Genomic DNA, 25,908 nt, shown 5'->3' with positions numbered 1-25,908 from the left:
GAATGTATTCGGTGAATGCGCCCCCGTACCCTCGCTCTCGCCGCCCTCGCCCTCCTCGTCGCGCTGGCCGCGCTCCCCGTCGGGAGCGTCCCCGCCGAGGCGCGACCGCCGCCCGAAGCCGTCTGCGGCGTCTGCGGCGAGGCGTTCGAGGAGACGGCCGACGCCGCGGGCGTCCCGCTCACCGTCGAATCGAGCGCGCTCCGGGTCCGCGTCGACGACGACGGCGTCGGGACGTGGACCGCCCGCGTCGAACTCGACGACGAGTCGGCCGCGACGTTCCGCGAGAACCCCGACCGACTCGACCGCGTCGTCAGCCGGACCTTCGAAGAACACCGCGTGTTCACCGACGACCGCAGACGCCTCGAAACCCGGATGGACGGCGACACCGCGGTCGTGACCTTCGAGGTGCCCGGGATGGCGTACCGCGGCTACGGCGACGTGCTAGTCGTGGACTACTTCCACGTCGACGGGGTCAGAGGCACCGTCTACGTCGATGCTGACCGATTCGCCGTGAGCGGTCCCGAGGGGTCGGCGCTCCTCACCGCGCCCCCCGGGACTCGGACCAACGAGACGGCCGCCGTCTGGAGCGCCGACGGCGGGGACCCGTCCAGCGTCGGAAGCCAGACGTACCTCACGTTCGGCCCCGACGCGGGACTCGCGACCACGGCCGCGGCCTACGCCAGTCTCGCCGCCGACTCGGGACCCGGTATCCTCACGAACCTCGCGTGGGTCGCGTTCGTCCCGACGCTCGTGCTCACCGTCGGCGTCCTCCTCATCCGGCACTTCGACCGCCGGTTCGACGGCGACCGGGGGGCGCGGCGGTTCGGCCCCGTCGTCGCGGGACTCGGCGTCCTGTGGGGCCTCTGTCTCCTCGCCGTCCGGGCGTTCTCCGGGAGCGTCGCCGCGATGGCGTGGCTCCTCGCACTCCAACTCGTCGCGCTCGGCGTCGTCTCGGCGGTCCGCCCCAAAGCGCTCGGATTCCGTCGTCTCGTCGCCGCGACCGTCGGGCCGCAGGTCGCGCTCGCGGTCGCCACCGCGATTGCGATGCCGGGGCCGAACCCGTGGTTCTCGGTCAGCGCGCTCGCGTTAGAGGCCGCCGTCGTGCTGTTTCTTCCCCTCGGGTACGCGGCCCGACGTGACGGAAGCACGCGCCCGCTGTCGCTCGCCATCGTCGCCGCACCCGTGGTCTTCGCGCTGCCGCTGGTTCCCTTCGGTGGCTACGGCGTCCTCTTTCTCGGGATTCTGCTCGTCGTTTGGGTGCTGGTGACACTCGCAACCGGGTCGCTCGTCTACCGACTCGGCTGGGCGCTCGGCGGCGAGTCCGAACGGGGTCAGGCCGACGACAGTACGCGAGCGACGGCGTAGCGCCCGACGAAGCCGAGCGCGAATCCGAGGCTCGCGAGGAGCCCACCGGCGACGAGACCGGTCGCGACTCCCTGCCAGAGTCCCATGCTCGGCGTCGTCAACTCGGCCGCGCCGAGCGCCGCGAAGAAGCCGAGTACCGGGCCGGCGCCGAGCGGGAGCGCCCCGAAGACGCCGTCGCCGCGGAGCGCACCGACCGCGCCGCCACCGAGGCCGAGCGCGACCACGGGCCACAGCCGGAGCCCGAACGGGTACGAAAGCGGACCGACCGCGTCCGGCGGGAGGTGCGTGGCGAAGACGAGCGCGAAGAGGGCGACGCCGCCCAGTTGATGCTGTCGAACGGGGGCGTCCTCGCGTCCGAGGAAGAACCTGTCGAGCGTACTCACGGACGGTAGTCAGTGGAACGACACGATAAAACCCGCTCCGCAATCGTCAGGTGGCCGCCCGCGGAACTGCTCCCATGAGCGAAACCGAGGTCCGCGTCGCGGTCACCGAGGGCGAGCGCGACGACGCCTTCGCCGTCCGAAAGGCCGTCTTCGTGGACGAACAGGGCGTCGACGAGGAACTGGAGTGGGACGAACACGACGACCCGGACGCCGAGGCGGTCCACTTCGTCGCCTACCGCGGCGGCGACCCGGTGGGCGCGGCCCGCCTGCGCGAGTACGAACCCGGCGTCGGCAAGGTCGAGCGCGTCGCCGTCCTCGAATCGGCCCGCGGCGAGGGCTGGGGGCGACGGCTCATGGACGCGCTCGAAGCCGAGGCGAGCGAGCGCGGGTTCGACTCGCTTCTGCTCCACGGCCAGACGACCGCTGAGGGGTTCTACCACGGCCTCGACTACGAGACGACGAGCGACGAGTTCGACGAGGCCGGCATCCCGCACGTCGAGATGCGAAAATCGCTGTAGCCGGGACGCCTACTCCTTCGAGACCGACTTCTCCACCGGCCGACTGCGACGGGCCTCTCGGAGCTGGAAGCCGTCGGACTCCTCGCGGGCGAGCAGTTCGCGCTGCGGGTAGGGTATCTTGATTCCCTCGCGGTCGAACGCGAGTTTCACGCTCCGAAGCACCTCGGCTTTCGCCTGCGCCCGACGCGGGGCCGAGGGGTTCGTAATCCAAAAGCGGAGTTGGAGCCCGATTGACGAGTCGCCGAACGTCGTCGGCATCACCTGCGGTTTCGGCACGTCCTCGACGAACTGGAGGTCGGTGAGCGCTTCCGCCGCTACCGACTCGGCGTGTTCGATGTCGGCCTCGTAGTCGATGCCCACGTCGAGGCGGAGTCGGAGGCGATTGCGCTTCGTCCGGTTGGTTATCTTCGCGTTCGTCACGCGGTCGTTGGGGAAGACGACCGTCTCACCGTCGGCGTTGCTCAGCCGGGTGTTGATGATGGTGATGTCGGTGACGATGCCCTCGGCGTCGTCTATCTCCACCCAGTCGCCGAGTTCGAACGGCCGGGAGAACATCAGCACGAAGCCCGCGATGAGCGACCCGAGGGTCTGTCTCGCGGCCATCCCGACCACGATACCGAGGAAGCCCGCGCCGACGAGCAGGCCGCCGATTCGGACCTGCCAGACGGTGAGCGCCGCCATCCCGACCGCGAGGAGGACGACCAGTTGGAGGACGCGGAAGACGATGCCCTGCTGGTGGGCGTTGATGTTGTCCGAGGCGGTCGCGTACGACTCCAATCGCTCTTCGAGGACGTTCGTTCCGACGAGCGCGCCGGCGAACAGCGCGACCGTGGCCCCGAGTTTGACGGCGTTCGGAACCGCGACGGCGAGCACCTCGGCGAAATCCGCGGCGAGGCCCGTAAAGCCCCAGAGGAGCAACAGTGACAGCGCCGCGCCGACGAAGACCGCGAGTTGGAGCGTCCGGACGACGACCGTCGCGGGAAACAGCCACGCCGCGTCGGTGACGGCGTCGGGAACCCGCGGGTGGTCCAACACTCGCGTTCGGAACTCGACGGTCGCCCGCGAGACGAGTCGCGGCGCGAGGAAGACCGCGATTCCGAGCGCGAGCGCCACGAGCGCCGCCGAGATGCCGAGCCGTTCTTCGGTCGAAACGAACTGTGCGAGCGCCGAGCGGAGGTCCTGAAGCCACGTCGTCGCCTGCCCCTGAACCGCCGCACCCCCCTGTGGTGCCATTCTATCGACTGCGGTCGGCCGAAAAGTAAAAACGTGGCGGAGCGACAATCAGGGGTGAGAATCGGCCGATGAGGGTGTTTTCGTCGGCTACAGCCGCTTCGACACGTACGGACCGTCCTGGTGGTAGCCGAGTTTCTCCTTGTAGTACTGCCGGACGCCGATGCCCGAGATGACCGAAATCTTGTCGTAGCCGGCGTCGCGGGACAGTTCCTCGGCGTGCGCGAGGAGCTTCTTCCCGTAGCCCTTGTGCTGCCAGTCGCCGTCGGCACCGATGCCCGCCTCGGAGCCGTAGACGTGGAGTTCGCGGACGAGCGCCGCGTCCTGCAGTTCGCGGCGGACCGGGTTGCCGGGGAACCGGAGGCGACAGAACCCGACGAGCAGGTCCTCGACGGGGTCCTCGAACGAGATGAAGTGCTCCGTGCCGCCGGCGACCTCGTAGGTCATCACGTCGAGTTCGATGCGCTCTGGGTCCGGGTCGGCCTCGTTCATGCCGACCTCGCGGGCGCGGATGTCCCGCTGGACGATACCTCGTTCCTCGGCGCGCTGGGCGGCCAGTTGTCGGAGGTTCGACTTCCAGACGCCGGCGTCGATGAAGTCCGCGGGGATGTCCCGCTGGACGCGCTGGAGGCGGGTGTACTTCGGAATCATGCCCATGACCTCCGCGACGATGTCGGCGGCCTCCTCGTTGTTCAGCGGCTCGTACTCGTCGCGCCGCCACATGTCGTAGGTGATGGTGTCGCGGACGATGAGCGTCGGGTAGATTTTGAGGTAGTCGGGCCGCCAGTCGCTGTTTTCGAACAGCTGACGGAAGTCCTCCAGACACATCTCCTTGGTCATGCCCGGCTGGCCGGGCATCATGTGGAAGCCGACCTTGAACGCCGAGTCGCGGAGCCGGCGGTTGGCGTCGATAGAGGCCTGCACGCCGTGGCCGCGGTGCATCTCGCGGTTGATGCGCTCGTAGGTCGTCTGGACGCCGACTTCGACCTTCGTCGCGCCCAAATCGAGCATCCGGTCTATCTGCTCCGGGTCACACCAATCCGGCTTCGTCTCGAAGGTCGTCCCGATGTTGCGGATGTCGTTCGTCTCGTTCTCGGCGATGACGTCCTCGATGTACTTGAACTCGACATCCTCGGGGTCGGGCTTGAACGACCGGTCTTCCGCCGGTTCGGGCTCCTTGTCGAGGTCGTAGTCGTTCATCGCTTCGAGCGCCCGCTTGACGAACCACTCCTGGTAGTCGTGGCTCCGGGCGGTCATCGTCCCGCCCATCAGGATGAGTTCGACCTTGTCCACGGGGTGGCCGATGTGTCGAAGCTGTTCGAGTCGGAGCGTGACCTGCCCGTAGGGGTCGTAGTCGTTCTGGACGCCGCGGGCGGCCGCGGGCTCGTGGCCCGTGTACGACTGCGACGAGGAGAACTCGCTGGCGGGCCCGCCGGGACAGTAGAGACACTTCCCGTGGGGGCACATGTGCGGCGAGGTCATGATGGCGACCGGCGAGACGCCGGAGGCGGTCCGGACGGGCTTGCGCTGGACGACCTCTTTGACCTCCTCGCGGCGGTCTTCCGGGGCGTACTGCAGAATCTCGACGTTCTTCGGAACCTTCGGCGAGGAGTGTTCCGAACAGGCGTCGAGCTTTGCCGATTCGAGGCCGTCGCGGTCGACGTCGCCCGCGAGGATGCGCTCGACGAGCGCCTCGCAGGTCCGTTCGAACGCCTCGGACTCCGTCTCGGTCTCGGCGCTCACGGACACACCTCCCGTTCGGCGACGCGGTGGCGGTTCATGGGCGCGAATCGGGTCGTTTCGTGGATAAGCGTGTCGCTCGGGAGGCTGGAATACAGCCCTCCGTCGAACCGCGCGAGGAGGAGTCTGGATTGCGGCTTAGAACTGCTCGGCTGCGGCGTCGAGGACGGCTTCGAGCGCCTCGTCGCGCGCGCCGGTCAGGAACTCGATGCGACCTTCGCGGATGCCCGCGGCGGCGAGGCCGGCGGCGGGCGCTTTCTCGGCGGCCGACTCGACGACCGCGCGGAGGTCGAGGTCGCCCGTCGAGCGCAGGTAGAGTTCGTCCATGCCGAGCGCGACGGTCACGAAGGCGTCACCCTCGCGGGTGCGGCGGTGGAGTTCGTCCACGAGCAGGCCCGTCGGCGGGAAGTCGAAGCGGTGACTGTAGGCGTCCGAGTCGAGGACGGCCACGGAGATTGCGCCGACGTCGCGGCGTTCGAGGTTCGCCTGCGCCGTCTCGATTTCGTCTTCGAGCTTGATGCGGAACTGCTCGGAGACGTGGCCGGCGAGGCCCTCGTCGGCGTCGAACAGCAGGTCGGCGATGAGTTCGCGCTTGTCCTGATAGGACTGGTAGTAGGCTTCCAGCGCGACGGCCTCGCGGAGTTCGCGGACGCGGTCGGCGTCGAAGCCGTGGGACTCGGCGAGGTCGAGGTACTGCTGCGGGCAGTTCTCCCAGTAGCTGACGGCGGGGAGGTGCGACACGTCGTCGCGGATGTCCTCGTTGACGGCGACCGAGAGCGTGGAGGCGAGCGCGCCGACCGAGAGGTCGCGGGCGTCGGCTCCCTCGCGGGCGGGGTTGACGAGCACGTCGACTTCCTCGGCGACCTCGTCGTCAGCGGGCGCGGCGTCGACGACGACGCGCTCGGAGCCGTAGACGCCGAGCAGGCCGAGGCCGTCGAGGGACTCGGCGGTCGAGCCGGCACCGAGGAGAAGCACGAGCGGGAGCTTCTCGTCGTGGCGGTCGCGGTCTTCGAGCATCCGCGTCACGTCGTTCGTGGCGGCGTCCATGCCGTAGACGGCCTCCTCGAGCGGGCGACGGGTGAAGTAGTGGTACTCGGCGTCGTCGCGGGGGTGCTCCTCGCGGATGAGCGGGAGCACGGCGCGCTCGACGGCGGCGCCGGCGACGTAGCCGTCGGCGGTTGCCGTGTGGCGGACGACGATGGGGCGCGATTCGAGGACGGCGCGGCGGATGGCCTCCGCGGCGTCGAGCAGCGACTTGCCGACGGCGGCGACCGGCTCGTGGGCCGCGAGGGGCGCGACGGCGTCCGGTCGGGCCTCGTCCGAGAGGGCGTCCGCGAGGCGCTGGGCCACGGTATCGGCCTCGTCGCCGTCGAGAACCGTCAGCTCCTCGGTCTCTATCTGCAGTTCGCCGCGGCGGCGCTCGACCTCGCCGTCGATGCGGACGTAGTCGCCCACTTCGACTTCGGGGTACGCGCGGACGCCGGCCTCGACGAAGGCCGCGCAGTCGGCGATGGCCGTCTCGTCGCGGAGTTCGAACACCGTCGGGCCGCCGGTCTGGCGGACGCTGGCGATTTCGCCCTCGACGCGAATCACGTCGCCGACGCGGTCGTCGATGCTGGCGAGGGTCACGCGCTCCGCCTCGTCGGCGTCGGCGTCAGCCTCGGTCTCGGCTTCCTGCTCGGCGTCGGTGTCGTCCTGCTCGGGCGCCGACTCGGACTCGGGTTCGCTTTCGGGTTCCGCTTCGACGTCCTGCTCGGACTCGCCGTTGACGGCGATGTCGTCGACGACGTCCCCGGCGGTCGGCGCGCGGTCCTCGTCTCCGGCGTCGGACTCGGACTCGGACTCGGACGCGGCGTCCTGTTCGGGCTCGGGCTCGGTTTCCTGTTCGGACTCGGGCTCGGCTTCGACCGTCTCGGACGACGTGCTCGCGCCGACGGGCTTCGTCGTCTTGCCCGTCTTCGGGCGCGTCTTGACGGTCGCTGGACCGCTGCTCTCGGCTTCCTTCTCGACGGGCTGGCCGTCGGCGTCGCCGTCGGGGTCGTGGATGCGAGCGCCGCGGAACTCCGAGTCGGACTGGCGAATCGACCAGCCGAGGTCGATGTTGCCGTTGTCGCGGACGTTCTTCACCTGGACGAACACCTCGTCGCCCGGCTCCCATTCGAGGGATTCGAGGCGGCGGTCGAGTTCGCTGCGGTGCAGTAATCCGGTCACGTTCGAAGCGAGGTCGACGAAGACACCGAAGTCGGCGTACCCGTCGACGGTGCCTCTGTAAAATCGGCCGGGGACGAGCTGGTGGGGGCTATTGCCCCGGAATTCGAACCAGACGTCCTCCTCGTGCGTAATCCAATCCATTGCGTTGAGCAAACAACCCCTAACTAAAACGATTGTCGAAAAACGCTCAGGGGAGATTTGCGCGTGTGCGGGCGAAAAAACGGCGCTCCGTCGGTCGAAACGCGGGAATTCGAGGCGCGGTTCGGCTCAGACGAGCGCGAGCGCCGCGGCGAGTTCCGAGACGGCGCGGAAGCCGCCGAAGGCGTAGCCGAAGACCACGCCGGCGGGGACGGCCGCGGCGAGCGCCGCCTTCGGAACCGTCGTCTGATGGACCTCGCTGATGCCGACGACGAGGAGCACCGCGCCGTAGGCGGCGCACAGCGCGCGGACGCCGGGAATCGGGAGGCTGGCGAAAGCGCACGGCGCGGCGGCGTAGGCGATGACCTGCACCGTCTCGCTCACCCCCGCGCGGCGGGACAAAAGCGGGATGAGAAGCGCCGTCTGGATGGCCGCCGTCAGGTGGAGGAGCGCCGGCGCGACGAACAGCGCGACGACGAGCAGGGCGACGAGCGCCGAGACGAGCGGGCCGCCCTCGATGGCCGGAATCGTCGCCGGCGCGAAGGCGAACCCGAGGCCCTGATAGACGAGCGCCACCGCGATGGCGAACACGAGGCCGGGCGCTTGGTCGCCGGGAGCGACGCCGTCCCGGAAGAACTGGCGGGGGCGGACGACCACGGCGACCCACGCGCGGAGGATGCCGGTCGGTCCGCGGTCGCGGCCCTCGCGTGGGGTTTCGACCCAAGTAGTCACGCTAGCCTCTAGTCCCGCCGGAGGGTATGACAGTTCCGGCACCGCGCCTCGTAGGACTCCTCCGCGCCGACGAGGATGGTGGGGTCGTCAACGTGCGCGGGCTCGCCGTCGATGAGTCGCTGGTTCCGTGTAGCCGGCTCGCCGCAGACGGTGCAGATGGCCTGGAGCTTGTCGACGTACTCGGCGAGCGCCATCAGTTGGGGAAGCGGGTCGAAGGGTTCGGCGCGGAACGTCTGGTCGGTCCCGGAGACGACGACGCGCTTGCCGTCGGCGGCCAGCGCCTCGCACACGTCGACCAGCTCGGCCGAGAAGAAGTTCGCCTCGTCGATTGCGACCACGTCCTCGCCGTTGAGTTCCTCGGCGATTTGCCAGACGCCCTCGCCCTCGGAGGGGACGACGCTCGCCTCCCACGAACGACCGGCGTGAGAGCCGACCGTCGTCTCGCCGTAGCGGTCGTCGAGCTGGGGCTTGAACACCGAAATCTCCTGTCCCGCGATTTCGGCCCGGCGGAGGCGTCGGAGGAGCTCCTCCGTCTTCCCCGAGAACATAGAGCCGGAGATGACCTCTATCCATCCGCTCTGCGTGATGGCGTGCATATCCTGACTGGGGGACGAGGAGGGTCAAAACGATTGTTCATCTGCCGCGACGGTCGGGAGTCGAGACGGGTCGGTCCACCGAACCCGCGCCGCGTTCGAAACGGCGCGTGGCGACTGCTCAGTCGTCCGCGCCGACGTTCTCGCCGCTTTCGAACGTCGGGGGCTCGGGCTCGATGTTGGCGTAGACGACCGCGTCGCGGCCGAGTCGCTCGACCCGCTCGCGCAGGTCCTCGCTCGCGAGGTCGTCGCCGTCGAACGACGAGGAGACGCGGGGGATGGCGACCTGATGGGGGAGCACCCACGAGTTCAGCGACCGGCAGACCGACCGGAGGTGTTCGAGGGCCGTCACGGGAAACGACCCGCCGGCGACGGCGAGGAGGCCCACGGTCTTCTCGCCGAACTCGTCGAAGCCGCAGTAGTCGAGGGCGTTCTTGAGGACGCCGGAGTACGAGCCGTGGTAGACCGGCGTGCCGAGGATGACCGCGTCCGCGCCGTCGACGACGCGGACGAGTTCGGCCGAATCGCCCTGCTCGTCGTAATCGGCGTCGAGCGGCGGGAGGTCGTACTCGCGGAGGTCCACGAGTTCCGTCGTACCGCCGGCGGCCGACGCGCCGGCGAGGGCGTGTTCGAGCGCCAATCGGGTGTAGCTGCGGTCGCGGAGACTGCCGCAGATGGCGACCACGTGTGGCTGCGTCATACCCTGTATCTCCGAGAGCGCCGTGAAAATCTCGTCGGCCGCAGTCGAGCGTGTCGGACGGGCACAACACACAGGAACCCGGACCGCGAAAACCAACCGTGAACGTCGTCTTCCACGTCTCCAGCGCCGACCTCGGCGACTGGCGACACGCCATCCGCAACGTCCGAAACCTGCTCGACGACGAGACGGTCGAGACGGGCGAGGTCACGCTCCTCGCCAACGGCGACGCGGCGCTCCTCTTCCTCGCCGACTCGCCCGTCCGCGACCGCCTCGACCCGCTGTTCGAGGCCGGCGTTCGCTGTTGCGCCTGTCGGAACTCGCTCGACGGCCGCGGGTTCGACGCCGACCGACTGGCCGACGGCGTCGAGGTCGTTCCCTCGGGCGTCGGCGAGCTCGTGGCGCGACAGGCGGCGGGCGACGCCTACCTGAAGGTGCCGTAGGAATCGGCGCGCGTCACCTCGAACCGACGAACTCCCGGAGCACCGTCGCCTCGGCCTTTCGGAGTAGCTCGCCGGCCGTGCTCGTCGAGCAGTCGAGCGCGTCAGCCACGTCCGCGACCGACCCCTCGCGAGGGATTTCGTAGTAGCCGGCCGACACCGCGGTCTCCAGCGCGGCCCGCTGTCGGTCGGTGAGCTGCGAGGGGGACCGCCGCCGGTCGAAGGGCTTCACGCGCTCGACCGTGAGGTCGCCGAGCGCCGCGATGTCGTCGTAAAACGCGCTAAGCGCCGACACTTCGCCGACAGCCTCGAACCGGACGGAGCCGGTGGCGTGGAACACCACCGGCGGGAGGAATATCACTCGAGCGTCGGCGACGACCCCGAGAAGCGGGTCCGCGAACTCGTAGTCGCGCTGGTGGAGGAAGCCGTAGGTCCCCTCCGCTCCCTCGACGAAGTGCGCCCGAACGAGCGAATCGACGCCCGAAACGAGCGCGTCGGCCGCGTCTCGGTCGCCGTCGAACCAGAACAGCGTCGTCGCGTCGGCCGTCGGACTCCACATCAACAGCTCCGCCCGGTCGACCGGCGAGTCGCGCATCATCCCGCGCTGGAGCGGGTGGACCAGCCGGTCCGGGTAGTCGACCGAGAACTGGGCGTGTTTCATTCCGTTCGACCGACCGTTTTTCGGTCCGGTATATCAAACGCGGTGGTGCGATTCGGCGGCGGCGGTCGGCCCCGGCGGGCCGTCCGAAGCGTCCGAGTCGAGCGATCCCGCGGCGCGGCGCTGCTCGTCCAGCACGCCGGGGGCGCTCCGGAGGAGCGTCCGGAGGTGGTCTGCGCCGCGCACCTCTCGAAGCCGAGCCGCGGGAACCTCCGATTCGAGGCGTCTCGCGCCGGCTATCGGGACGTTCGTGTCGGCGTCGCCGTGCCACAGGGACACGTCGGCCTCGACGTCGTCGAAGGAGATGTCCCACGGCGCGGCCGCGCTTCGGAAATCGTCGAGGACGCCCCGGCGCGACCGGCTGACCGCCGCCACGAAGTCGTCTCGGACCAGCGCGGCGACCCCGTCTGGAACCGCTCCGGTCGCGTCGTCGGCCGTGTACTGCGCGACGACGAGCGAGGGGTCGAGCCTCCCGGCGAGCCACGCCTGCCCGCGGAAGAGATAGTTGAGGACCGCCGGCGCGTTCGTCGCCAGCCACGACAGGAGCCGTTGCGTTCGGGGCGTCTCCTCGCTCGCTTCCGGTGGAACCGCCCCCGCGACGACGCTCACGTGCCGAACCCTGTCCGGCCGCGCCGCCGCGACAGCCAGCGCGTCGCGGCTCCCGCCGGAGAACGCGACCAACCCCGCCGACTGCGCGCCGATGTCGTCGAGAAGCGCGTCGAAGAACTCCGCAGGTGCAGGTGTCGTGGGTTGCCGGCTCGGCTCGCCCGGTCCCTCGGGTGTCGGGCGCGGCGACGACAACCCGTAGCCGGGTCTATCGGGCGCGAGGACTCTGATTCCGCGTTCCTCGGCCGACGCGTCGAACAGTGCCCCGAGCAGATGCGACCCCGGCGCGCCGTGGAGAAACACGACCGGGATGCCGTCGGAATCGCCGTACTCGGCGTATGCGAGTCGCCTCCCACCCTCCAGCGCGAGGGTCTTCGATTCGGCGGATTCGGCGACTTCGCGAGGGTCGAACGACGACGCGTCGCGTGTTGCCATCGAGTGTACGTAGTCGGAGACGAGGAGTGCGACTGGTGCCGGACTAGTGCGGTGGGATAAATACGAGCGGCGAGACAAGCGCGGCGAGAACCACCGGCGGAGCGCGAACTACTTCGCCAGCGAGACGCGGACGCCGTCGTCATCTTCTGCGACGTCCACGAGGCCGTCGGATTCGAGGTCGTCGACGAGGCCGCGGAGCCACTCCGCGCCCGTGTCGCCGCCGTAATCGACGCGGACTCGCGGTCCCAACTCCGAGAGGCCGAGTTCGTCGTACTCGCCGAGAACCCTGACGACTCGACCGCGGAACTGCCGCCTGCTCCCTTCGAAACTCGGCTGGGTCGGCACGTCGGGTGCGGTGAAGTCGCCCGTCTCGTAGGCGTGACAGAACCGCCGCCACGGACAGCCGGACTCGTCACACGTCGGCGTCTTCCCGCAGGCGACCCCGCCGAGTTCCATGATGGCGTTGTTCCAGACTCGTGACTCGCCGTCGGGCATGAGTTCCGAGGCGGCGGCCTCGAAGGCCGCGTCGTCGTCGGGGACCGCGAAGGCGCGGTGGAGCACCCGCTTGACGTTGGTATCGACCACCGCGTCGCCGTTGTTGAACGCGAAGGAGGCGACCGCGTTGGCGGTGTAGGGGCCGACGCCCATCAGCTCCGAGAGGCCGTCGGGCGTCCGTGGGAACTCGCCATCGAACTCTTCTTCGACCTGCCGGGCGGCCTCGTGGAGGTACTTCGCGCGGTTGTTGTACCCCAGTCGGTGGTTCGTCCAGAAGCCCACCACGTCGGCGCGGTCGGCCGCCGCGAGGTCGGCCGTCGTCGGCCACTCGTCGAGGAACGCCTCCCACGCCTCGACCACGCGGCCGAGTTGGGTCTGCTGGCTCATCACCTCGGAGACGAGAATCTCGTAGGGGTCGTCGGTGCGCCGCCACGGGAAGTCCCGGTGGTCGGCCTCGTACCACTCGGTGAGCGCGGACTGGACTGCTTCGCGGTCGAGGTCGGCGGGGAGTTCGGACGGCGCGTCGCTCATCGCCCCGGCTTGGGACGGCCCGCGTTTAGCCGTGGCGATGCCGAACGGTTATCAGACGACCGCGTTTATCAGGTCCACTTCGTACGTGGTTCCCTCGTACTCGACGAGCGGGGCACCGTAGCCGGTCGCTGTATTCTCCGATATCTCGTCGAGCCGGTCTTTGAGCGCGGCGAAGTCGTCGGAGAGCGGTTCGCACTCGTCTACCTCGCCGTCGATTGCGCGCTCGAACACCGCGCGTTCGGCGTCCGAAAGGTCGTCGAGCGGAACGACGAGTTCCTCGTGAACGAACGCGACGAACGCCGCCCTGTCTTCGCCGACTTGTTCGAGCGTGTATCTGTTGGTCTCTTCTGTGACGGTTCGCGTCTCTCCGACGGTGACCTCGAACGGTCGCCCATCGTACCGTATCCAGACGGTCCCGGCGTCGACGAGTCGGGACTCGGCACCGTCCGGATAGACGTACGCGTATCCGCCGACCGAGAATCCTCGCGGACCGTCGCCGTTCTCGAAATTCTCGCTCGGATACGCGGCGAGGAACGCCTCGCGGTCGGCCTTCGGGAGTTCGTCGAAGTCGAAGACCGTCGCCCCGGTCGTCGGCGACTCGTTTCGGTCGTATTCGATTCCGACTTCGCGGGCGGTGCGTTCTCGCGTCTCGATTCGCTCGCGTTCGACGCGGTAGTACGCGCCGTCGTGTTCGACGTAGTCGCCCGAATCGAGCGGGAGATGGCGGTACGTACTGTGCGTTGCCTCGCCCTCGCTGGCCGCAGTTGCGACGAGACGCGACACCGTCTCAGCGTGCTCGTGGAAGTCCTGAGTCACGGTATCGACCAGTTCGGGGTCGGAGAGTGCCGTCGCTTCGAGCGAGTAGCTGGAGGGACAGCTATTGCCGGGGAGCCCGCCGAGACAGCCCGAGAGAAGGGCCGAACCGGCCGCGAGCCCGCCGAGGAGGGACCGTCGGGAGAGTTCCGAGGACATGCACGGAAATTGCCGGATTACCAGTAAGTGTCTTCTGTCGGGAACCGTCGACCGGGCGGCGGGACGCACGGCGGACAGATACCGCGGTCGAAACGCGTATCCCCGTGACGACCCCATCGCCGGGCGATGACGCTCGACGAACTCACAGACGACGTTGACGCGGCCTACGGAGACCTCGGCGACAGCCTCGACGTGTCGCTCGACCGCGAGACGCGACACGAACTCGCCATGCTCGTCGCTCTGTTCGACCCCGACGACGCCGACGAACTCGTCCGCCGGGCGGTCCACGCGCTGTTCCAGTCGGAACTCGACCGCGGACAGCTCGACTTCCACCTCCGGCAGGGCTACGACGTGACCTACGACGAGTACCTCGCGGGGATGACCTACGAGGAGATGACCGGGCAGTCGCAGGCCCCGCCGCGGGACGACGTGCGCCGCTACCAGATGTAACCGCGGTCGAGACGGGGCGAACCGACTCAGACGATTTCGGCCTCGATTTCGACGCCGTCGGTGCGGCGGTAACGGTGGGAGCCGTCGTCGCCGTCGCGAACGACCTCGAACGCCCGGAGGAGCACCACCAGTCGTTCCTCGCCGAGGTTGGCGCGGAGGACGACGCCCTCGCCGGTGACGACCACGTACGGCGGGGCCGCGACGGGCGGCGCGGCCATCGGGCGGCCGGTGGCTGTCACCGCGTCGGCGAGGGCTCGCGGCAGTCGAGAGAGCGCGCCGGAGCCGTCGAGCGCGCGCCTGAACGGCGGCATGACGCGCTCGCGGTCCGCCACCGAATCGCCGTCCCACTCGGCGGCGACGGCGGTGGCGCACTGGCCGACGACGGTCAACAGTCGCTCGTGTTCGTCGCGGAGCACGCGAGCGGCCTCCTCGGCGAGTCCAGCGTGGGATGTCGCGTCAGTCACGAACCGAGGTGTGTCGTCACCGTATAAAAAGCTCCGCGAGTACGTCCGTCACTTCCCGGACGCTTTTTGCCGGCGCGGGCCGCCAGTACGCACATGGAACTCGCCGCCATCGAGGAACTCATCGAATCGCACATCGAGGACGCCGACGCGACGGTCTCGCGGCCGCGAACGGTCGACGAAAACCACGAGGACGACCACTACGCCGCGGTCGTCGTCTCGCCCGCCTTCGAGGGGAAGTCGCTGGTCAAGCAGCACCAACTCGTCTACGATGCCCTCGGCGACCACATGACGACGGACATCCACGCGATGGAACTGAAGACGTACACGCCCGAGGAGTACGCGGCGCTGGAGGAGTGAACGGCGCTGGAGGAGTGAGCGAACCGCCGCGACTGACGTACTGAGCGAACGGCGAACCGACCGAAAAGAATCCGACTCGACTGAATCCGGCTGAACCCGAACGGCCCGCTCAGAGGTTCGCTTCCGGCGCGTCGAGGTCGGCCGACTCTAACGACCTGTTCTGGAGCGTCTCGCCGGTGGTCGCGTCGAACAGGTGAACCGCGTCCTCGGGGATGCGGGCGACGACGGACTCGCCGGCTTCGACTCGGCGCATCCCGCCGACGGTGGCGACGAAGCGGCGCTCGCCGCCGAGTTCGAGGTAGACCGCGTTCTCGTTGCCCATCGGTTCGACCACGTCGACGGTCGTCTCGTAGGCGTGGTCCGCGGCCGCGTCGTCGATGACTTCGACGTCCTCGGGGCGGATACCGAGGGTGACGCGCTCCGAGCCCTCGACCGCGTTCGCGGACTTCGCCGAGAGTTCGTAGGAGAACGCGTCGCCGACGAGTTCGTCGCCCTGCACGTCCATCTCGAAGAAGTTCATCGACGGCTCGCCGATGAAGCCCGCGACGAAGCGGTTCGCCGGGCGGTGGTACGCCTCCAGCGGCGTGGCGACCTGCTGGAGTTCGCCGTCGTTGAGGATGGCGATTCGGTCGCCCATCGTCATCGCCTCCGTCTGGTCGTGCGTGACGTAGACGGTGGTGACGCCGAGGTCCTCCTGCAGGCGCTGGAGCTCCGTCCGCATCTGCGAGCGGAGCTTGGCGTCCAGGTTGGACAGCGGCTCGTCCATCAGGAACACCTCGGGGTCGCGAACGATTGCGCGCCCGAGCGCGACCCGCTGTTGCTGGCCGCCGGAGAGTTCGCCGGGCTTGCGGTCGAGCAGGTCGGCGATACCGAGCATGGACGACGTCTCCTCGACCAGTTCGTCGATGTCGGCGTCGGCCATGTCGGTCGACTCCTCCAGCCCGAAGCGCATGTTCCCGCGGACGGTCATGTGCGGGTACAGCGCGTACGACTGGAACACCATCGCGATGTCCCGGTCGCGCGGCGGGCGGTTGTCCATCCGGTCGTCGCCGAGGCGAATCTCGCCCTCGGAGACGGTCTCTAACCCCGCAATCATGCGGAGCGTGGTCGATTTCCCGCACCCCGAGGGACCGACGAGGACGAGGAACTCGCCGTCCTCGATGGTCACGGAGGCGTCGTCGACGGCGACGACTTTGGAGCCGCCGTCGTCGAAGAACTTCGATACGTGGTCGAGCGTGAGGTCAGCCATGGGTCTGTGTGCGTGTCGTGGTGGTCGTCTGCGATGCGACGAGGGAGGTACGGGAGCGGCGGAAGCCGACCGCGCCGCGTGCGAGTCGGCTCATGTGCCGCCCGCGACCCCCTTCGCGAACTTGTCCCCGAACAGGACGTAGACGAGCAACGTCGGCAGGGCGGCGACGAACGCGCCGGCCATCTGCGTGTTGAACGTCTGGATGATGCCGCCGGTCAGTTCGTTGAGCGCGATAGTCGCCACCGCCGCGGGGCCGGACCCCGAGGGGATGATGATGAGCGCGAACAGCAGGTCGTTCCAGACCTGCGTGAACTGGTAGATGAGCGTCACCGCGAACATCGGCATCGAAAGCGGGAGCACGATGCGGCGGTAGACGGTGAACGCGCCCGCGCCGTCGAGGCGAGCGGCCTCCAGCATCTCCGTCGAGAGCTTCTTGTAGTAGCCTCGGAACAGCAGCGTCGTGATGGGAATCCCGTACGCCGTGTGGGTGATGATGAGGTTGATGATGCTCGCGTAGTGCGGGTGGGTGGCGAGTTCGACCGTCCCGAGGACGGGCACCTGCGCCGAGAACACCGTGATGTCGAGAACCGGCGCGAGCAACGACTGCGTGTCCACGATGGCCCAGAGCCGCGACAGCGGGATGAGCACCGCCTGGTACGGGATGAAGATGCCCGCGATGAACAGCGCGACGACGCCGAGTTGGCCGCGCCACTCGAAGTTCGTGAGGCCGTACGCCGCGAAGCTGCCGAACAGCGCCGACAGCACCGTCGCCGGCACGGCCAGCATGATGCTGTTGAGGATGGCCGACGACAGCGTGTCGATAGCGACGCCGAACGGTTCGAGCGTGAAGCCCTCGACCGTCGGCGGCACGAACGGCGGCGACGTGGCGAACTCGGCTTCGGTCTTCAGCGCGGTCATCAGCCCCGATTCGAGGGGCGACAGGTAGAACGCCACCAGCCCGACGAGCGTCGCGTAGAGGGCGACGCGAAGCGGGTCGACGGCTTCGAGGTCGACGCCGACGCGCTCCGCGAGGTCGTCGCGGACGCTCATAGTTCACCCCGCCGGTACTCGCCGTAGAGGTACGGCGCGACCACGGTCAGCGCGACGACGAAGAGCACCACGGCGATGGCGGAGCCGTAGGCCCACTCGTTGGCCGAGAAGGCCTGTCGGTACATCATCGTCGAGAGGATGTCCGCCGTCGGGCCCGGGTTGCTCCCGAACAGGACGTACAGGAAGTCGAACGCCTTGAGCGCGAACACCATGAGGACGACCGCGGCGCTCACCGTCGAGGCGCGGAGCTGCGGCAGGATGACCCGCCGGTACATCCGGAGGATGGACGCGCCGTCGACCCGCGCGGCCTCGTACTGGTCGTTCGGAATCGCGCGCAGACCGGCGAGGTAGACGACCATCGCGTAGCCGCTGAACTGCCAGAGCAGCGCGAAGATGACGGCGAACAGCTTGAAGTAGAACGTGTCGGGGACGAGCGGTATCGCCCCGAGCGCGCCCGTGTCGATGCTGCCGGTGAGCCACTTCGACGCGACGAAGTCGAGGCCGATTCCCCGCAGGAACGCGTTGATGAGCCCCGAGTCGAAGTTGTACATCCACCGCCAGAACACCGCCGTCACGACGAACGACAGGCTGAACGGCAGGAGGTAGACGGTGCGGAACCAGTTTTCGAACCGGATGCCGCGGTCGACGAGGATGGCGAGGCCGAGCCCCCCGGCCAGCGAGAGGCCGGTAAACGAGATGAGGAGCACGAACGTGTTCCGGGTGGCGATCCAGAACTGGCCGTCCGAGAAGGCCCGCCGGTACATCTCCAGGTCGAACGTCGAGGGGTCGTACGTCGGCAGCGTGAGCCCGCCGAAGTCGGTGAGGGAGATGACGATGTTCCAGCTGATAGCGCCGTAGACGAAAAAGCCCATCAGCAGGAACGGCGGGAGCCAAAACGGCGCGGAGCGGACCGCGTCGCTCTCGCGGAGCGACGACAGCGCCGACCCGAGGTCGGAGTCGCCCCCGGCCGTTTCGCTCCCCGCGGCGGCCGTCCCGCCGTCGGTTCGAACCGGCGAACCGCCGTCTCGCAGACGGTCCAGGAGTCGCTTGAGGATGTGAGTTGACATAATCGGAAATGGGGGAGTGTTCCCTTACTGGAACGCCGACTGCACGGCGCTGTAGGCCGCCTCCACGTCGTAGTTGGAGATGAACGAGGCCATCGCGTCCTCGAACGCGGTGAGCGCGTCGGGGGCGACCGCGAGGCCGTGCTGAATCGAAAGCGGCTGGGCCTCGGAGTTGGAGAAGTCGTCCATCTGGTTCTGGAGGAACGGTCCGAAGGCGTCCTGCGGCACGTCGGTGCGCGGCGGGATGGAGCCCTTCTTGGGGTTGAACCGCTCTTGGGCGTCGACCGAGCCGACGTAGCGGAGGAACGCTTTCGTCGCCTCGGGCGACGGGTTGTTCGTCGGCATCGGGAACGAGTCCATGTTGAGCGAGTAGAGTCCCTCGGTACCCGGGAACGGGACGTGGTCCCAGTTGGACTCGTACTCGAAGCCGTCCTGCCCGCGGTACATGCCCGCGGCCCAGTCGCCCTGGTGGAAGAACGCCGCGTCGCCCTCGATAATCTTCGAGTTGGCGTCCTGCCACGAGATGGAGCCGGCGTCGTTCGGGTAGTACTCGGAGTACTGCTTGACGATGTCGAGCGAGTCGCGGACGGCGTCCGCGTTGGCCTCGACGTTACCCGCGGTCACGTCGGCGTACACGTCCGCGCCGTACTCGCCGAGGAGCACCTGCGCCCAGAGCTGACCGGTCGACCACGCGGAGTTCGTCTGCTGGGCCATCCCGACGTAGCCCGCCTCGTCGACGGTCGCCATCGCGTCCACGAGGGCGCTCGGCGAGTCGATGCTCGCGGGGTCGACGCCCGCGTCCTCGACGACCTCGACGTTGTAAAAGAGGTTGTTGAGGCGGTGGATGTTCAGCGGGACCGAAACGTAGTTACCCGCCGGTTGCGCCGCCTCCTGGGGGCCGTCGAGGTAGGTGTTCTTCATGTCGTTGTGGTCCCAGACGGACTCCTCGATGTCCTCCAGCTTGTCGGCGTCCGTGAAGGGCTGGAGGTTCGCGCCGGGCCACGCCTGCCACGAGCTCGGCGGGTCGTTGTTCAGGATGCGCTTTTTGATGACCGCGCGGAGGTTCTGTCCCGCGCCGCCCGCGACTGGGTTCTCCGTGAGTTCGATGTCGGGGTGCTGCTCTTCGAAGCCCTCGAACAGCGCCTGCACCGCCGCGCCGCCGTCGCCGCCGGTCCACCAGTGCTGCACTTCGAGCGCGTTGTACTCCGTCGAAGAGTCGGAGTCGTCACCGCTCGTCTCCTCGGTGCTCTCGGAGTCGCCGGAACTCTCCGTGGACTCCGTCGTCGACTCTCCGCCGCCGCCGGTACAGCCCGCGAGGAACGTCGCGGTTCCGGCACCACCGGCCAGTTTGAGATACGTGCGTCGAGAAACGTCGTCCGAATTAGGTGTGTCAGTCATGATTGTTGGTCCGTGACAAGTCCAGACAATGAATTTTACACGATTTACTTAAGACTTTCCAAATCAACAATTCGAAATCGAGTAAATTTTTTTGTCATCAGAAAACTGGTTGGTCAGAATCGCTAGACTGCGTTTACATACGGTGCAAATTAATAACTATTCAAACATGAGTAAATTTTCATGAACGAGAGGCGGGCGCACGGACCAATGGATTTTACCCCCTGCCAAAACGACCCCCGAGCCATGAGCGACGATGATTATCGAATCGAGCGGGACAGTCTCGGCGAGATGGAAGTTCCTGTCGACGCCTACTGGGGCGCACAGACCCAGCGGGCGGTCGAGAACTTCCCCATCTCCGGTATCACCTTCGGGCGGCGCTTCGTCCGCGCGCTCGGCGTCGTGAAGAAGGCCGCCGCGCAGGCCAACCGCGACCTCGGCATGATAGACGAGGACGTCGCGGCCGCCATCGTCGAGGCCGCCGACGAGGTCATCGCCGGCGAACTCGACGACCAGTTCCCCGTCGACGTGTTCCAGACCGGCTCCGGGACCTCCTCGAACATGAACGCCAACGAGGTCATCGCCAACCGCGCCGCGGAGATTATGGGCGAGGGCATCGGCGACCGCGTCGTCCACCCGAACGACCACGTCAACTTCGGTCAGTCCTCGAACGACGTGATTCCGACGGCCATGCACGTCGCGTCCCTCGAAGCCGTCGAGAAGGACCTCCTCCCCGCGCTGGAGACGCTCGCCGAGGCGCTCGGCGACAAGGAAGACGAGTTCGACGGCGTCGTCAAAACCGGTCGCACTCACCTGCAGGACGCCACGCCCGTCCGCCTCGGACAGGAGTTCGGCGGCTACCGCACGCAGGTCGAAAAGGGCGTCCGCCGCGTCGAGAACGTCCGCGAACACCTCGGCGAACTCGCGCTCGGCGGCACCGCGGTCGGCACGGGGCTGAACACGCACCCCGAGTTCCCGGCGAAGGCCGCGGAGTACATGTCCGAGGAGACCGGCGTCGAGTTCCGGGAGGCCGACAACCACTTCGAGGCGCAGGCGGCCCACGACGCGATGAGCGAGGCCCACGGCGCGCTCCGCACGGTCGCCGGCTCCCTCAACAAAATCGCCAACGACCTCCGCCTGCTCGCGTCCGGCCCGCGCAACGGGCTCGGCGAACTCGAACAACCGGAGAACCAGCCCGGCTCCTCCATCATGCCCGGCAAAATCAACCCGGTCGTCGCGGAGGCCGTCAATCAGGTCCACAAGCAGGTCGTCGGCAACGACGCCGCCGTCTCCGCCGGCGCCGCCGAGGGCCAAATCGACCTCAACCTCTACAAGCCCGTCCTCGCGCACAACTTCCTCGAATCGGCGAAGCTGCTGGCGAACTCCTCCGAGGTGTTCGCCGAGCGGTTCGTCGCCAAGCTCGAAGCCAACGAGGAACACTGCGAGACGCGGGTCGAACAGTCGATGGCGCTGGCGACGGCGCTCAACCCCGCAATCGGCTACGACAAGGCCTCGAAGGTCGCCAAGAAGGCGCTCGCGGACGGCAAGAGCGTCCGGCAGGTCGCCGTCGACGAGGGCTACCTCACCGAGGCGGAGGCCGACGAGGTGCTCGACCCCGAGAAGATGACCCATCGCGGCATCCTCGGCGACGACTGAGCCCGGCCGGAAAAGCAGTCCACTTTTTGATACGTCGGGGCGAGCGGGTGGACGTCCCGATTCGAGTCGCGCGCTCGACGATTTCAGTCGGTTCAGTCGTAGAGACGGTTATATTTACTCGGCTCGCGGTAGCAATCGCACTCCGGCACCGCCGTGACAGTCACCCCCGAGTGAAGAACTGTCACGAAATCTCGAAAATCGGTATTTTGAAGCCTGATTTTGACGATTATACCAGTATGGCCGGACTGCAAGAGCAGCGGGCCCGCGGGCGAGACATGTTGGAGTGTCGAGGTTGTGGGGCCGTATTCCCGGAGGGACGAGCGACGAACGACGGGTGGACGTACGTCTGTCCCGAGTGTGAACAGGTCGAAGGTATCGGCGAGGGGCTTCGTCGCCTCTGACGGCAGACTGAATCCTTTTTTACTCCCCCCGAACGCAGGGAGTAGCAATGACCGACTACGACTACGACTACGAGGACCTCGGCCTCGTGGCTGGACTGGAGATTCACCAGCAACTCGACACCGAGACGAAGCTGTTCTGCGGGTGTCCGACCGACCTCCGCGAGCCCGACGAGGCGGCGCGCACGTTCACGCGCTTCCTCCACCCGACCAAGAGCGAACTGGGCGAACTCGACGACGCCGCGCTCGAAGAGAGCCGCGTCGAACGCGAGTTCGAGTACCTCGCCTACGACTCGACCTGTCTGGTCGAAGAGGACGACGAGCCGCCGCACGAACTCGACCACGAGGCGCGCACGGTCGCCATGCAGATCGCCGAACTGCTCGACATGAACGTCGTCGACGAGGCGCACGTGATGCGCAAGCTCGTCATCGACGGCTCGAACACCTCGGGCTTCCAGCGCTCGTCGCTCATCGCGCAGGAAGGCGAGATTCAAACCAGCGAGGGCCCCGTCTCCGTCGTCGACCTCATGCTCGAAGAGGAGTCCGCCCAGCGGGTCGAAGAGCGCGACGACGGCGTCCTCTACAGCCTCGACCGCCTCGGCATCCCGCTCGTCGAAATCGGCACCGGGCCGGACATCTCCTCGCCCGAGCAGGCGCGCGAGGCGGCCCAGACCATCGGCATGCTCCTGCGCTCGACGGGCACGGTCAAACGCGGCCTCGGCACCATCCGGCAGGACGTGAACGTCTCCATCGCCGACGGCGCGCGCGTCGAAATCAAGGGCGTGCAGGCGCTCGACCAAATCGACGAAATCGTCCGCTTCGAGGTCGGCCGACAGGCCGAACTGGTCGAGATTCGCGACGAACTCCAGTCGCGGGACGCCTCGGTCGGCGACGTGGCCGACGCGACCGACGTGTTCGAGGACAGCGATTCGGGCGTCATCCGCGGCGCGCTGGACGCGGGCGGAAAGGTCACGGCCGTCCCCCTGTACGGCTTCGACGGCCTCGTCGGCCGCGAACTCCAGCCCGACCGCCGCCTCGGTACCGAACTCTCCGACCACGCTAAGCGCCACGGCGCGGGCGGCATCTTCCACACCGACGAACTCCCGGCCTACGGCGTCACCGAGGCCGAGGTCGAAGCGCTCCGCGACGCCGTCGACGCCGGTCCCGAGGACGCGGTCGCCATCGTCGCCGACGACCCCGAGACGGCCGACCTCGCCATCGACGCGGTCGCCGAGCGCGCCGCCGTCGCCATCGAGGAGGTCCCCGAGGAGACCCGCGGCGCTAACGACGACGGGACGACGCGCTACCTCCGCCCGCTCCCCGGCGCGGCCCGGATGTACCCCGAGACGGACGTGCTCACCGTCGACCTCGACCCGAGCGACGTTGAGACGCCCGAACTCCTGACCGAGAAGGTCGACCGCTACCAAGACGAGTTCGGCCTCGACGCCGGCCTCGCGGAACAGGTCGCCTACGGCCGGAAGATGCCCCTGTTCGAGGAGGCGGTGGACGCCGGCATCGACGCGACGTTCGCGGCGGGCCTGCTCGAATCGACGCTGACCGAACTCCGCCGCGACGACGTGGCCGTCGCGGGGCTCACAGACGACCACCTGCTCGCGGTCATGCACCTCGTCGAGGACGGCGACCTCGCCAAAGAGGGCGTCAACGACGTGCTCGCCACCATCGCCGAGGACCCGAGCCTCACGGCCGAGGAGGCCGTCGAGGAGGCCGGACTCTCCGGTGTCTCCGAGGACGAGGTCCGCGAGGCCATCGCGGAGGTCGTCGAGCGCAACGCCGACCAGGTCGAAGAACAGGGCATGGGCGCGTTCTCCGCGCTCATGGGCGAGGCGATGGGCGCGCTCCGCGGCAAGGCCGACGGCGAAATCGTCAGCGACGTGCTCCGCGAGGAGATTCAAAAGCGGGCCTGAAGCCGTCAGACCGCACCCGGTTTTTCTCCGTTCTCACGTCGTCGAGCGCCCGCCACCGCGGACGAACCGCCGCCAGCCCCACCGGCCCGCGTACTCGACGCCGGCCGCGACGAGGAGAAGCGCCAACAGCGCCGGCCCGACGATGAGGAACATCCCGAGCGCGTCCGTCTCGCCGCGGACGTGGAGGAACGCCCACCAGACGAGTTCCGTGACGCCGAACAGGCCGACGAGCGGCGCGACCAGTCCCCGGCGAGCGAACAGCAGGGCCGCGACGACGACGAACCCGGCGAGCAAGAGGAACGAGAACCCGACGAAGCCCGCCGCGGCCAGCGAGTCCTCGACGAAGCCCGAGGGGAACGCGTCGGTGGCGAGTCGCGCCGCGGTCCAGACGGCGAGCGTGGCGACGGCGTAGCCGCCGCCGAGGAGCGCGGGTATCAGGGAGCCGCGGGCGCTCCGAGCGCGAGTCGCGTAGACGACGCCGACGGTCGTGAGCGCGGCGGCGACGGCGACGACGTGGGTGAGAAGCCAATTACCGAGCACCGGGTCGGGTGAGCCGGGCATCTCACCGCACCTCGATTCGCGTCATCGACTCGTCGGCCATCGCGGCCAGTCGCTCGACGCGCTCGTCGGTCGAGGGGTGGGTCGAAAGCAGGTCCGACACCGGGTCTTCGACCTCGACCTCGCCGTACACCCACAGCGGCGACAGGCCGAACCCCGGCCGAGCGGCCCGCTCTAACTTCCGCAGGGCCGACGCGAGCGCCATCGGCTTGCCCGTCACCTCGGCGGCCCGCGCGTCGGCCGCGAACTCCCGCTTTCGCGACTGCGACCGGACGAACACGGTGAGGCCGAAGCCGAACAGGCCGACGAACTCGTCCAGTCGGAGTCGGAGCCGCCCGGCGAGCGTCTCGTGCCACGACCCCGGCCGGCCGCGCATCCACGCCGAGCCGAGGGCGACGCCCGTCGTCAGGAACGTCACCGGCGAGACGAACAGGTAACCGACGCCGACGACCGTCTGGAGGACGCTCGCCACGAGCGACTGGACCAGCCCGTCTTTCCGTTCGAGGTGCGCGAGTTCGTGCGCGAGCAGCGCCTCGAACTCGTCGGCGTCGAGGAGGCGAAACAGCGCGGCGTCGAGGACGACCACGTCGCGACCCATCGGGTCGAGCGCCATCGCGTTCGGCGCGGAGAAACGCGCGAGCTTCAGCGTCGGCGGGTCGAGGTCCATCCGCTCGGCGAGGCGGTCGCGCAGGCGGTGGACCGACGGCGACTCCCTGGGCGACATGTCCCGCGCGTCGAGTTGGCTGAGCAGTCGCACCGTGCCGAAGCGGAAGCTCAGGTAGCCGAGGACGACGGCGACGACGACGCCGACGACGGCGGCGGTCAGGGGGTCCGGGCGAAGCCGCCACAGCGTCACCACCGCGAACGCGCTGAGCGCGCTGAGCGAGAGGTAGAACGCGAGGACGACGACGCCGACGACGACCATCGGGAGGCGAGAGCGGCGCGGGGGCGATGCCATCTCGCGTGAGGATACGGCGTCGGGTCGCAAAAGCTGTCTGGCGCGCCGGAGGAACGGAGTCGTCGAACGCGGTCGAGCGACCCCGCCGCCCGGACCACCGGCACCGCTACTTTCTCCACGGGGGCGGCCGAAGAGGGGTCATGCAGTTCTTCGAGGATTTCGCCGTCGGCGACACCCACGAGTTCGGCGAGTACGACGTGACCGAATCGGAGATTCTGGAGTTCGCCGGGCGGTACGACCCGCAGTGGTTCCACACCGAGCCCGAACGCGCCGAGGCCGAGTCGATGTACGGCGGCGTCATCGCCAGCGGCTGGCACACCACGGCGATGACGATGCGCCTGCTCGTGGACGGCTTCCTCGCCGACTCGGCGTCCCTCGGCGCGAAGGGCGTCGACGAACTCCGCTGGTGGAAACCGGTGTACCCGGGCGACACGCTCGTCGTGGAAACCGAAGTGCTGGAGACGACCGCCGAGACCGACGACCGCGGGCTCGTGGAGATTCGGACGACGACCCGCGCCGAGCGCGAGTCCGGAGAAGTCGAGGACGTCTGTTCGTTCGTGAGCTACGTGATGTTCGCCCGCCGGAGCGGCGGTGACGAGTAGCGCGGCGCGCCGGCGGCGAGGAGTAGAGACGGGTCGCG

General features: G+C 68.3%; 27 protein-coding genes. 9 read left to right on the top strand and 18 right to left on the bottom strand.

Going from position 1 to position 25,908, the window contains the following annotated elements; translation table 11 throughout:
- The first annotated feature begins 15 nt into the window (after positions 1-15).
- The gene (locus tag C454_RS07995) at positions 16-1,365 is read left to right on the top strand and encodes a DUF2339 domain-containing protein (RefSeq protein WP_004974357.1); all 1,350 of its coding nucleotides are present in this window, start codon (positions 16-18) and stop codon (positions 1,363-1,365) included.
- Here the strand turns inward: C454_RS07995 and C454_RS07990 are convergent.
- The gene (locus tag C454_RS07990) at positions 1,332-1,748 is read right to left on the bottom strand and encodes a hypothetical protein (RefSeq protein WP_004974355.1); all 417 of its coding nucleotides are present in this window, start codon (positions 1,746-1,748) and stop codon (positions 1,332-1,334) included. The two genes, C454_RS07995 and C454_RS07990, sit on opposite strands and share 34 nt — an antisense overlap.
- 74 nt (positions 1,749-1,822) lie before the next feature.
- Here C454_RS07990 and C454_RS07985 point away from each other — a divergent pair, with 74 nt between their 5' ends.
- Complete coding sequence (locus C454_RS07985) at positions 1,823-2,266, top strand: GNAT family N-acetyltransferase (protein ID WP_004974354.1); 444 nt, start codon at positions 1,823-1,825, stop codon at positions 2,264-2,266.
- A gap of 9 nt (positions 2,267-2,275) precedes the next feature.
- On the opposite strand, the gene C454_RS07980 is transcribed toward C454_RS07985, so the two are convergent.
- The 6 genes from C454_RS07980 to C454_RS07955 all read right to left on the bottom strand — a co-directional run bounded on the left by C454_RS07980 (position 2,276) and on the right by C454_RS07955 (position 9,610).
- Positions 2,276-3,499, bottom strand: a complete 1,224-nt coding sequence (locus C454_RS07980) for a mechanosensitive ion channel family protein (protein WP_004974353.1) — start codon at positions 3,497-3,499, stop codon at positions 2,276-2,278.
- A gap of 87 nt (positions 3,500-3,586) precedes the next feature.
- Positions 3,587-5,245, bottom strand: a complete 1,659-nt coding sequence (locus C454_RS07975; protein WP_004974351.1) for a tRNA uridine(34) 5-carboxymethylaminomethyl modification radical SAM/GNAT enzyme Elp3 — start codon at positions 5,243-5,245, stop codon at positions 3,587-3,589.
- A gap of 129 nt (positions 5,246-5,374) precedes the next feature.
- Positions 5,375-7,588 carry a DHH family phosphoesterase gene (locus C454_RS07970; protein ID WP_004974346.1) on the bottom strand — a complete coding sequence of 738 codons (2,214 nt, stop codon included), beginning with the start codon at positions 7,586-7,588 and terminating at the stop codon, positions 5,375-5,377.
- Positions 7,589-7,714: 126 nt separating this feature from the next.
- Positions 7,715-8,242: a YIP1 family protein gene (locus tag C454_RS07965; protein ID WP_081605193.1), complete on the bottom strand. Its 528-nt coding sequence runs from the start codon at positions 8,240-8,242 to the stop codon at positions 7,715-7,717.
- A gap of 83 nt (positions 8,243-8,325) precedes the next feature.
- On the bottom strand, positions 8,326-8,913 hold the full coding sequence (locus C454_RS07960; protein WP_004061202.1) for a thymidine kinase: 588 nt from the start codon (positions 8,911-8,913) through the stop codon (positions 8,326-8,328).
- A 118-nt stretch (positions 8,914-9,031) separates the two neighbouring features.
- Entirely contained in the window at positions 9,032-9,610 is a 579-nt protein-coding gene (locus C454_RS07955) for an NADPH-dependent FMN reductase (RefSeq protein WP_004974340.1), read from the bottom strand.
- Between the two features lie 98 nt (positions 9,611-9,708).
- Here C454_RS07955 and C454_RS07950 point away from each other — a divergent pair, with 98 nt between their 5' ends.
- Positions 9,709-10,050, top strand: a complete 342-nt coding sequence (locus C454_RS07950; protein ID WP_004974337.1) for a DsrE family protein — start codon at positions 9,709-9,711, stop codon at positions 10,048-10,050.
- A 13-nt stretch (positions 10,051-10,063) separates the two neighbouring features.
- On the opposite strand, the gene C454_RS07945 is transcribed toward C454_RS07950, so the two are convergent.
- From C454_RS07945 to C454_RS07930, 4 genes are all read right to left on the bottom strand, one after another.
- The gene (locus tag C454_RS07945; RefSeq protein ID WP_004974336.1) at positions 10,064-10,708 is read right to left on the bottom strand and encodes a helix-turn-helix domain-containing protein; all 645 of its coding nucleotides are present in this window, start codon (positions 10,706-10,708) and stop codon (positions 10,064-10,066) included.
- Positions 10,709-10,741: 33 nt separating this feature from the next.
- Entirely contained in the window at positions 10,742-11,746 is a 1,005-nt protein-coding gene (locus C454_RS07940) for an alpha/beta fold hydrolase (RefSeq protein ID WP_004974335.1), read from the bottom strand.
- A 108-nt stretch (positions 11,747-11,854) separates the two neighbouring features.
- Positions 11,855-12,772, bottom strand: a complete 918-nt coding sequence (locus tag C454_RS07935) for an HhH-GPD family protein (RefSeq protein ID WP_004974327.1) — start codon at positions 12,770-12,772, stop codon at positions 11,855-11,857.
- A gap of 51 nt (positions 12,773-12,823) precedes the next feature.
- A complete protein-coding gene (locus C454_RS07930) occupies positions 12,824-13,744 on the bottom strand; it encodes a hypothetical protein (protein WP_004974326.1) in 921 nt (306 codons plus the stop codon).
- Between the two features lie 126 nt (positions 13,745-13,870).
- On the opposite strand from C454_RS07930, the gene C454_RS07925 reads away from it, so the two are divergent.
- Complete coding sequence (locus C454_RS07925; RefSeq protein WP_004969267.1) at positions 13,871-14,194, top strand: hypothetical protein; 324 nt, start codon at positions 13,871-13,873, stop codon at positions 14,192-14,194.
- 26 nt (positions 14,195-14,220) lie between these two features.
- Here C454_RS07925 and C454_RS07920 read toward each other — a convergent pair whose 3' ends face one another.
- Entirely contained in the window at positions 14,221-14,658 is a 438-nt protein-coding gene (locus tag C454_RS07920; RefSeq protein WP_004974322.1) for a hypothetical protein, read from the bottom strand.
- A 93-nt stretch (positions 14,659-14,751) separates the two neighbouring features.
- On the opposite strand from C454_RS07920, the gene C454_RS07915 reads away from it, so the two are divergent.
- Positions 14,752-15,015: a BolA family protein gene (locus C454_RS07915; RefSeq protein WP_004974320.1), complete on the top strand. Its 264-nt coding sequence runs from the start codon at positions 14,752-14,754 to the stop codon at positions 15,013-15,015.
- Positions 15,016-15,124: 109 nt separating this feature from the next.
- Here C454_RS07915 and C454_RS07910 read toward each other — a convergent pair whose 3' ends face one another.
- The 4 genes from C454_RS07910 to C454_RS07895 all read right to left on the bottom strand — a co-directional run bounded on the left by C454_RS07910 (position 15,125) and on the right by C454_RS07895 (position 19,776).
- Entirely contained in the window at positions 15,125-16,264 is a 1,140-nt protein-coding gene (locus C454_RS07910; RefSeq protein WP_004974319.1) for an ABC transporter ATP-binding protein, read from the bottom strand.
- A gap of 90 nt (positions 16,265-16,354) precedes the next feature.
- A complete protein-coding gene (locus C454_RS07905; protein WP_004974317.1) occupies positions 16,355-17,314 on the bottom strand; it encodes a carbohydrate ABC transporter permease in 960 nt (319 codons plus the stop codon).
- A complete protein-coding gene (locus tag C454_RS07900) occupies positions 17,311-18,381 on the bottom strand; it encodes a carbohydrate ABC transporter permease (RefSeq protein WP_004974315.1) in 1,071 nt (356 codons plus the stop codon). Before C454_RS07900 ends, C454_RS07905 begins: the two co-directional genes overlap by 4 nt.
- A 24-nt stretch (positions 18,382-18,405) precedes the next feature.
- Positions 18,406-19,776, bottom strand: a complete 1,371-nt coding sequence (locus C454_RS07895; RefSeq protein ID WP_004974312.1) for an extracellular solute-binding protein — start codon at positions 19,774-19,776, stop codon at positions 18,406-18,408.
- 243 nt (positions 19,777-20,019) lie between these two features.
- Here C454_RS07895 and C454_RS07890 point away from each other — a divergent pair, with 243 nt between their 5' ends.
- The 3 genes from C454_RS07890 (at position 20,020) to gatE (ending at position 23,752) form a co-directional block, all read left to right on the top strand.
- Positions 20,020-21,429 (top strand): class II fumarate hydratase, encoded by a 1,410-nt coding sequence (locus C454_RS07890; protein WP_004974311.1) that lies wholly within the window; start codon positions 20,020-20,022, stop codon positions 21,427-21,429.
- A 236-nt stretch (positions 21,430-21,665) separates the two neighbouring features.
- On the top strand, positions 21,666-21,830 hold the full coding sequence (locus C454_RS21180) for an HVO_2901 family zinc finger protein (RefSeq protein ID WP_191965854.1): 165 nt from the start codon (positions 21,666-21,668) through the stop codon (positions 21,828-21,830).
- Between the two features lie 47 nt (positions 21,831-21,877).
- On the top strand, positions 21,878-23,752 hold the full coding sequence (gene gatE, locus C454_RS07885; RefSeq protein WP_004974308.1) for a Glu-tRNA(Gln) amidotransferase subunit GatE: 1,875 nt from the start codon (positions 21,878-21,880) through the stop codon (positions 23,750-23,752).
- Positions 23,753-23,785: 33 nt separating this feature from the next.
- Here gatE and C454_RS07880 read toward each other — a convergent pair whose 3' ends face one another.
- On the bottom strand, positions 23,786-24,313 hold the full coding sequence (locus tag C454_RS07880; protein WP_004974306.1) for a hypothetical protein: 528 nt from the start codon (positions 24,311-24,313) through the stop codon (positions 23,786-23,788).
- Between the two features lies 1 nt (position 24,314).
- Entirely contained in the window at positions 24,315-25,235 is a 921-nt protein-coding gene (locus tag C454_RS07875; RefSeq protein ID WP_004974303.1) for a M48 family metallopeptidase, read from the bottom strand.
- Positions 25,236-25,408: 173 nt separating this feature from the next.
- On the opposite strand from C454_RS07875, the gene C454_RS07870 reads away from it, so the two are divergent.
- Positions 25,409-25,870, top strand: coding sequence for a MaoC family dehydratase (locus tag C454_RS07870; protein ID WP_004974302.1), 462 nt, complete (start codon positions 25,409-25,411; stop codon positions 25,868-25,870).
- Positions 25,871-25,908: the final 38 nt, after the last annotated feature.

Origin of the sequence: Haloferax gibbonsii ATCC 33959, from assembly GCF_000336775.1 — an archaeon.
Taxonomy (GTDB): Archaea; Halobacteriota; Halobacteria; order Halobacteriales; family Haloferacaceae; genus Haloferax; species Haloferax gibbonsii.
The sequence above is the reverse complement of the archived record's forward strand: the minus strand, read 5'-3'. Positions and strand labels throughout refer to the sequence as shown.

What these genes read in the sequence shown, in the direction of transcription:
- C454_RS07995 (WP_004974357.1), top strand. Translation starts at nt 16, where the DNA reads ATGCGCCCCCGTACCCTCGCTCTCGCCGCCCTCGCCCTCCTCGTCGCG.
- C454_RS07985 (WP_004974354.1), top strand. Translation starts at nt 1,823, where the DNA reads ATGAGCGAAACCGAGGTCCGCGTCGCGGTCACCGAGGGCGAGCGCGAC.
- C454_RS07980 (WP_004974353.1), bottom strand. Translation starts at nt 3,499, where the DNA reads ATGGCACCACAGGGGGGTGCGGCGGTTCAGGGGCAGGCGACGACGTGG.
- C454_RS07970 (WP_004974346.1), bottom strand. Translation starts at nt 7,588, where the DNA reads ATGGATTGGATTACGCACGAGGAGGACGTCTGGTTCGAATTCCGGGGC.
- C454_RS07960 (WP_004061202.1), bottom strand. Translation starts at nt 8,913, where the DNA reads ATGCACGCCATCACGCAGAGCGGATGGATAGAGGTCATCTCCGGCTCT.
- C454_RS07955 (WP_004974340.1), bottom strand. Translation starts at nt 9,610, where the DNA reads ATGACGCAGCCACACGTGGTCGCCATCTGCGGCAGTCTCCGCGACCGC.
- C454_RS07945 (WP_004974336.1), bottom strand. Translation starts at nt 10,708, where the DNA reads ATGAAACACGCCCAGTTCTCGGTCGACTACCCGGACCGGCTGGTCCAC.
- C454_RS07940 (WP_004974335.1), bottom strand. Translation starts at nt 11,746, where the DNA reads ATGGCAACACGCGACGCGTCGTCGTTCGACCCTCGCGAAGTCGCCGAA.
- C454_RS07935 (WP_004974327.1), bottom strand. Translation starts at nt 12,772, where the DNA reads ATGAGCGACGCGCCGTCCGAACTCCCCGCCGACCTCGACCGCGAAGCA.
- C454_RS07930 (WP_004974326.1), bottom strand. Translation starts at nt 13,744, where the DNA reads ATGTCCTCGGAACTCTCCCGACGGTCCCTCCTCGGCGGGCTCGCGGCC.
- C454_RS07925 (WP_004969267.1), top strand. Translation starts at nt 13,871, where the DNA reads ATGACGCTCGACGAACTCACAGACGACGTTGACGCGGCCTACGGAGAC.
- C454_RS07915 (WP_004974320.1), top strand. Translation starts at nt 14,752, where the DNA reads ATGGAACTCGCCGCCATCGAGGAACTCATCGAATCGCACATCGAGGAC.
- C454_RS07910 (WP_004974319.1), bottom strand. Translation starts at nt 16,264, where the DNA reads ATGGCTGACCTCACGCTCGACCACGTATCGAAGTTCTTCGACGACGGC.
- C454_RS07905 (WP_004974317.1), bottom strand. Translation starts at nt 17,314, where the DNA reads ATGAGCGTCCGCGACGACCTCGCGGAGCGCGTCGGCGTCGACCTCGAA.
- C454_RS07900 (WP_004974315.1), bottom strand. Translation starts at nt 18,381, where the DNA reads ATGTCAACTCACATCCTCAAGCGACTCCTGGACCGTCTGCGAGACGGC.
- C454_RS07895 (WP_004974312.1), bottom strand. Translation starts at nt 19,776, where the DNA reads ATGACTGACACACCTAATTCGGACGACGTTTCTCGACGCACGTATCTC.
- C454_RS07890 (WP_004974311.1), top strand. Translation starts at nt 20,020, where the DNA reads ATGAGCGACGATGATTATCGAATCGAGCGGGACAGTCTCGGCGAGATG.
- C454_RS21180 (WP_191965854.1), top strand. Translation starts at nt 21,666, where the DNA reads ATGGCCGGACTGCAAGAGCAGCGGGCCCGCGGGCGAGACATGTTGGAG.
- gatE (WP_004974308.1), top strand. Translation starts at nt 21,878, where the DNA reads ATGACCGACTACGACTACGACTACGAGGACCTCGGCCTCGTGGCTGGA.
- C454_RS07880 (WP_004974306.1), bottom strand. Translation starts at nt 24,313, where the DNA reads ATGCCCGGCTCACCCGACCCGGTGCTCGGTAATTGGCTTCTCACCCAC.
- C454_RS07875 (WP_004974303.1), bottom strand. Translation starts at nt 25,235, where the DNA reads ATGGTCGTCGTCGGCGTCGTCGTCCTCGCGTTCTACCTCTCGCTCAGC.
- C454_RS07870 (WP_004974302.1), top strand. Translation starts at nt 25,409, where the DNA reads ATGCAGTTCTTCGAGGATTTCGCCGTCGGCGACACCCACGAGTTCGGC.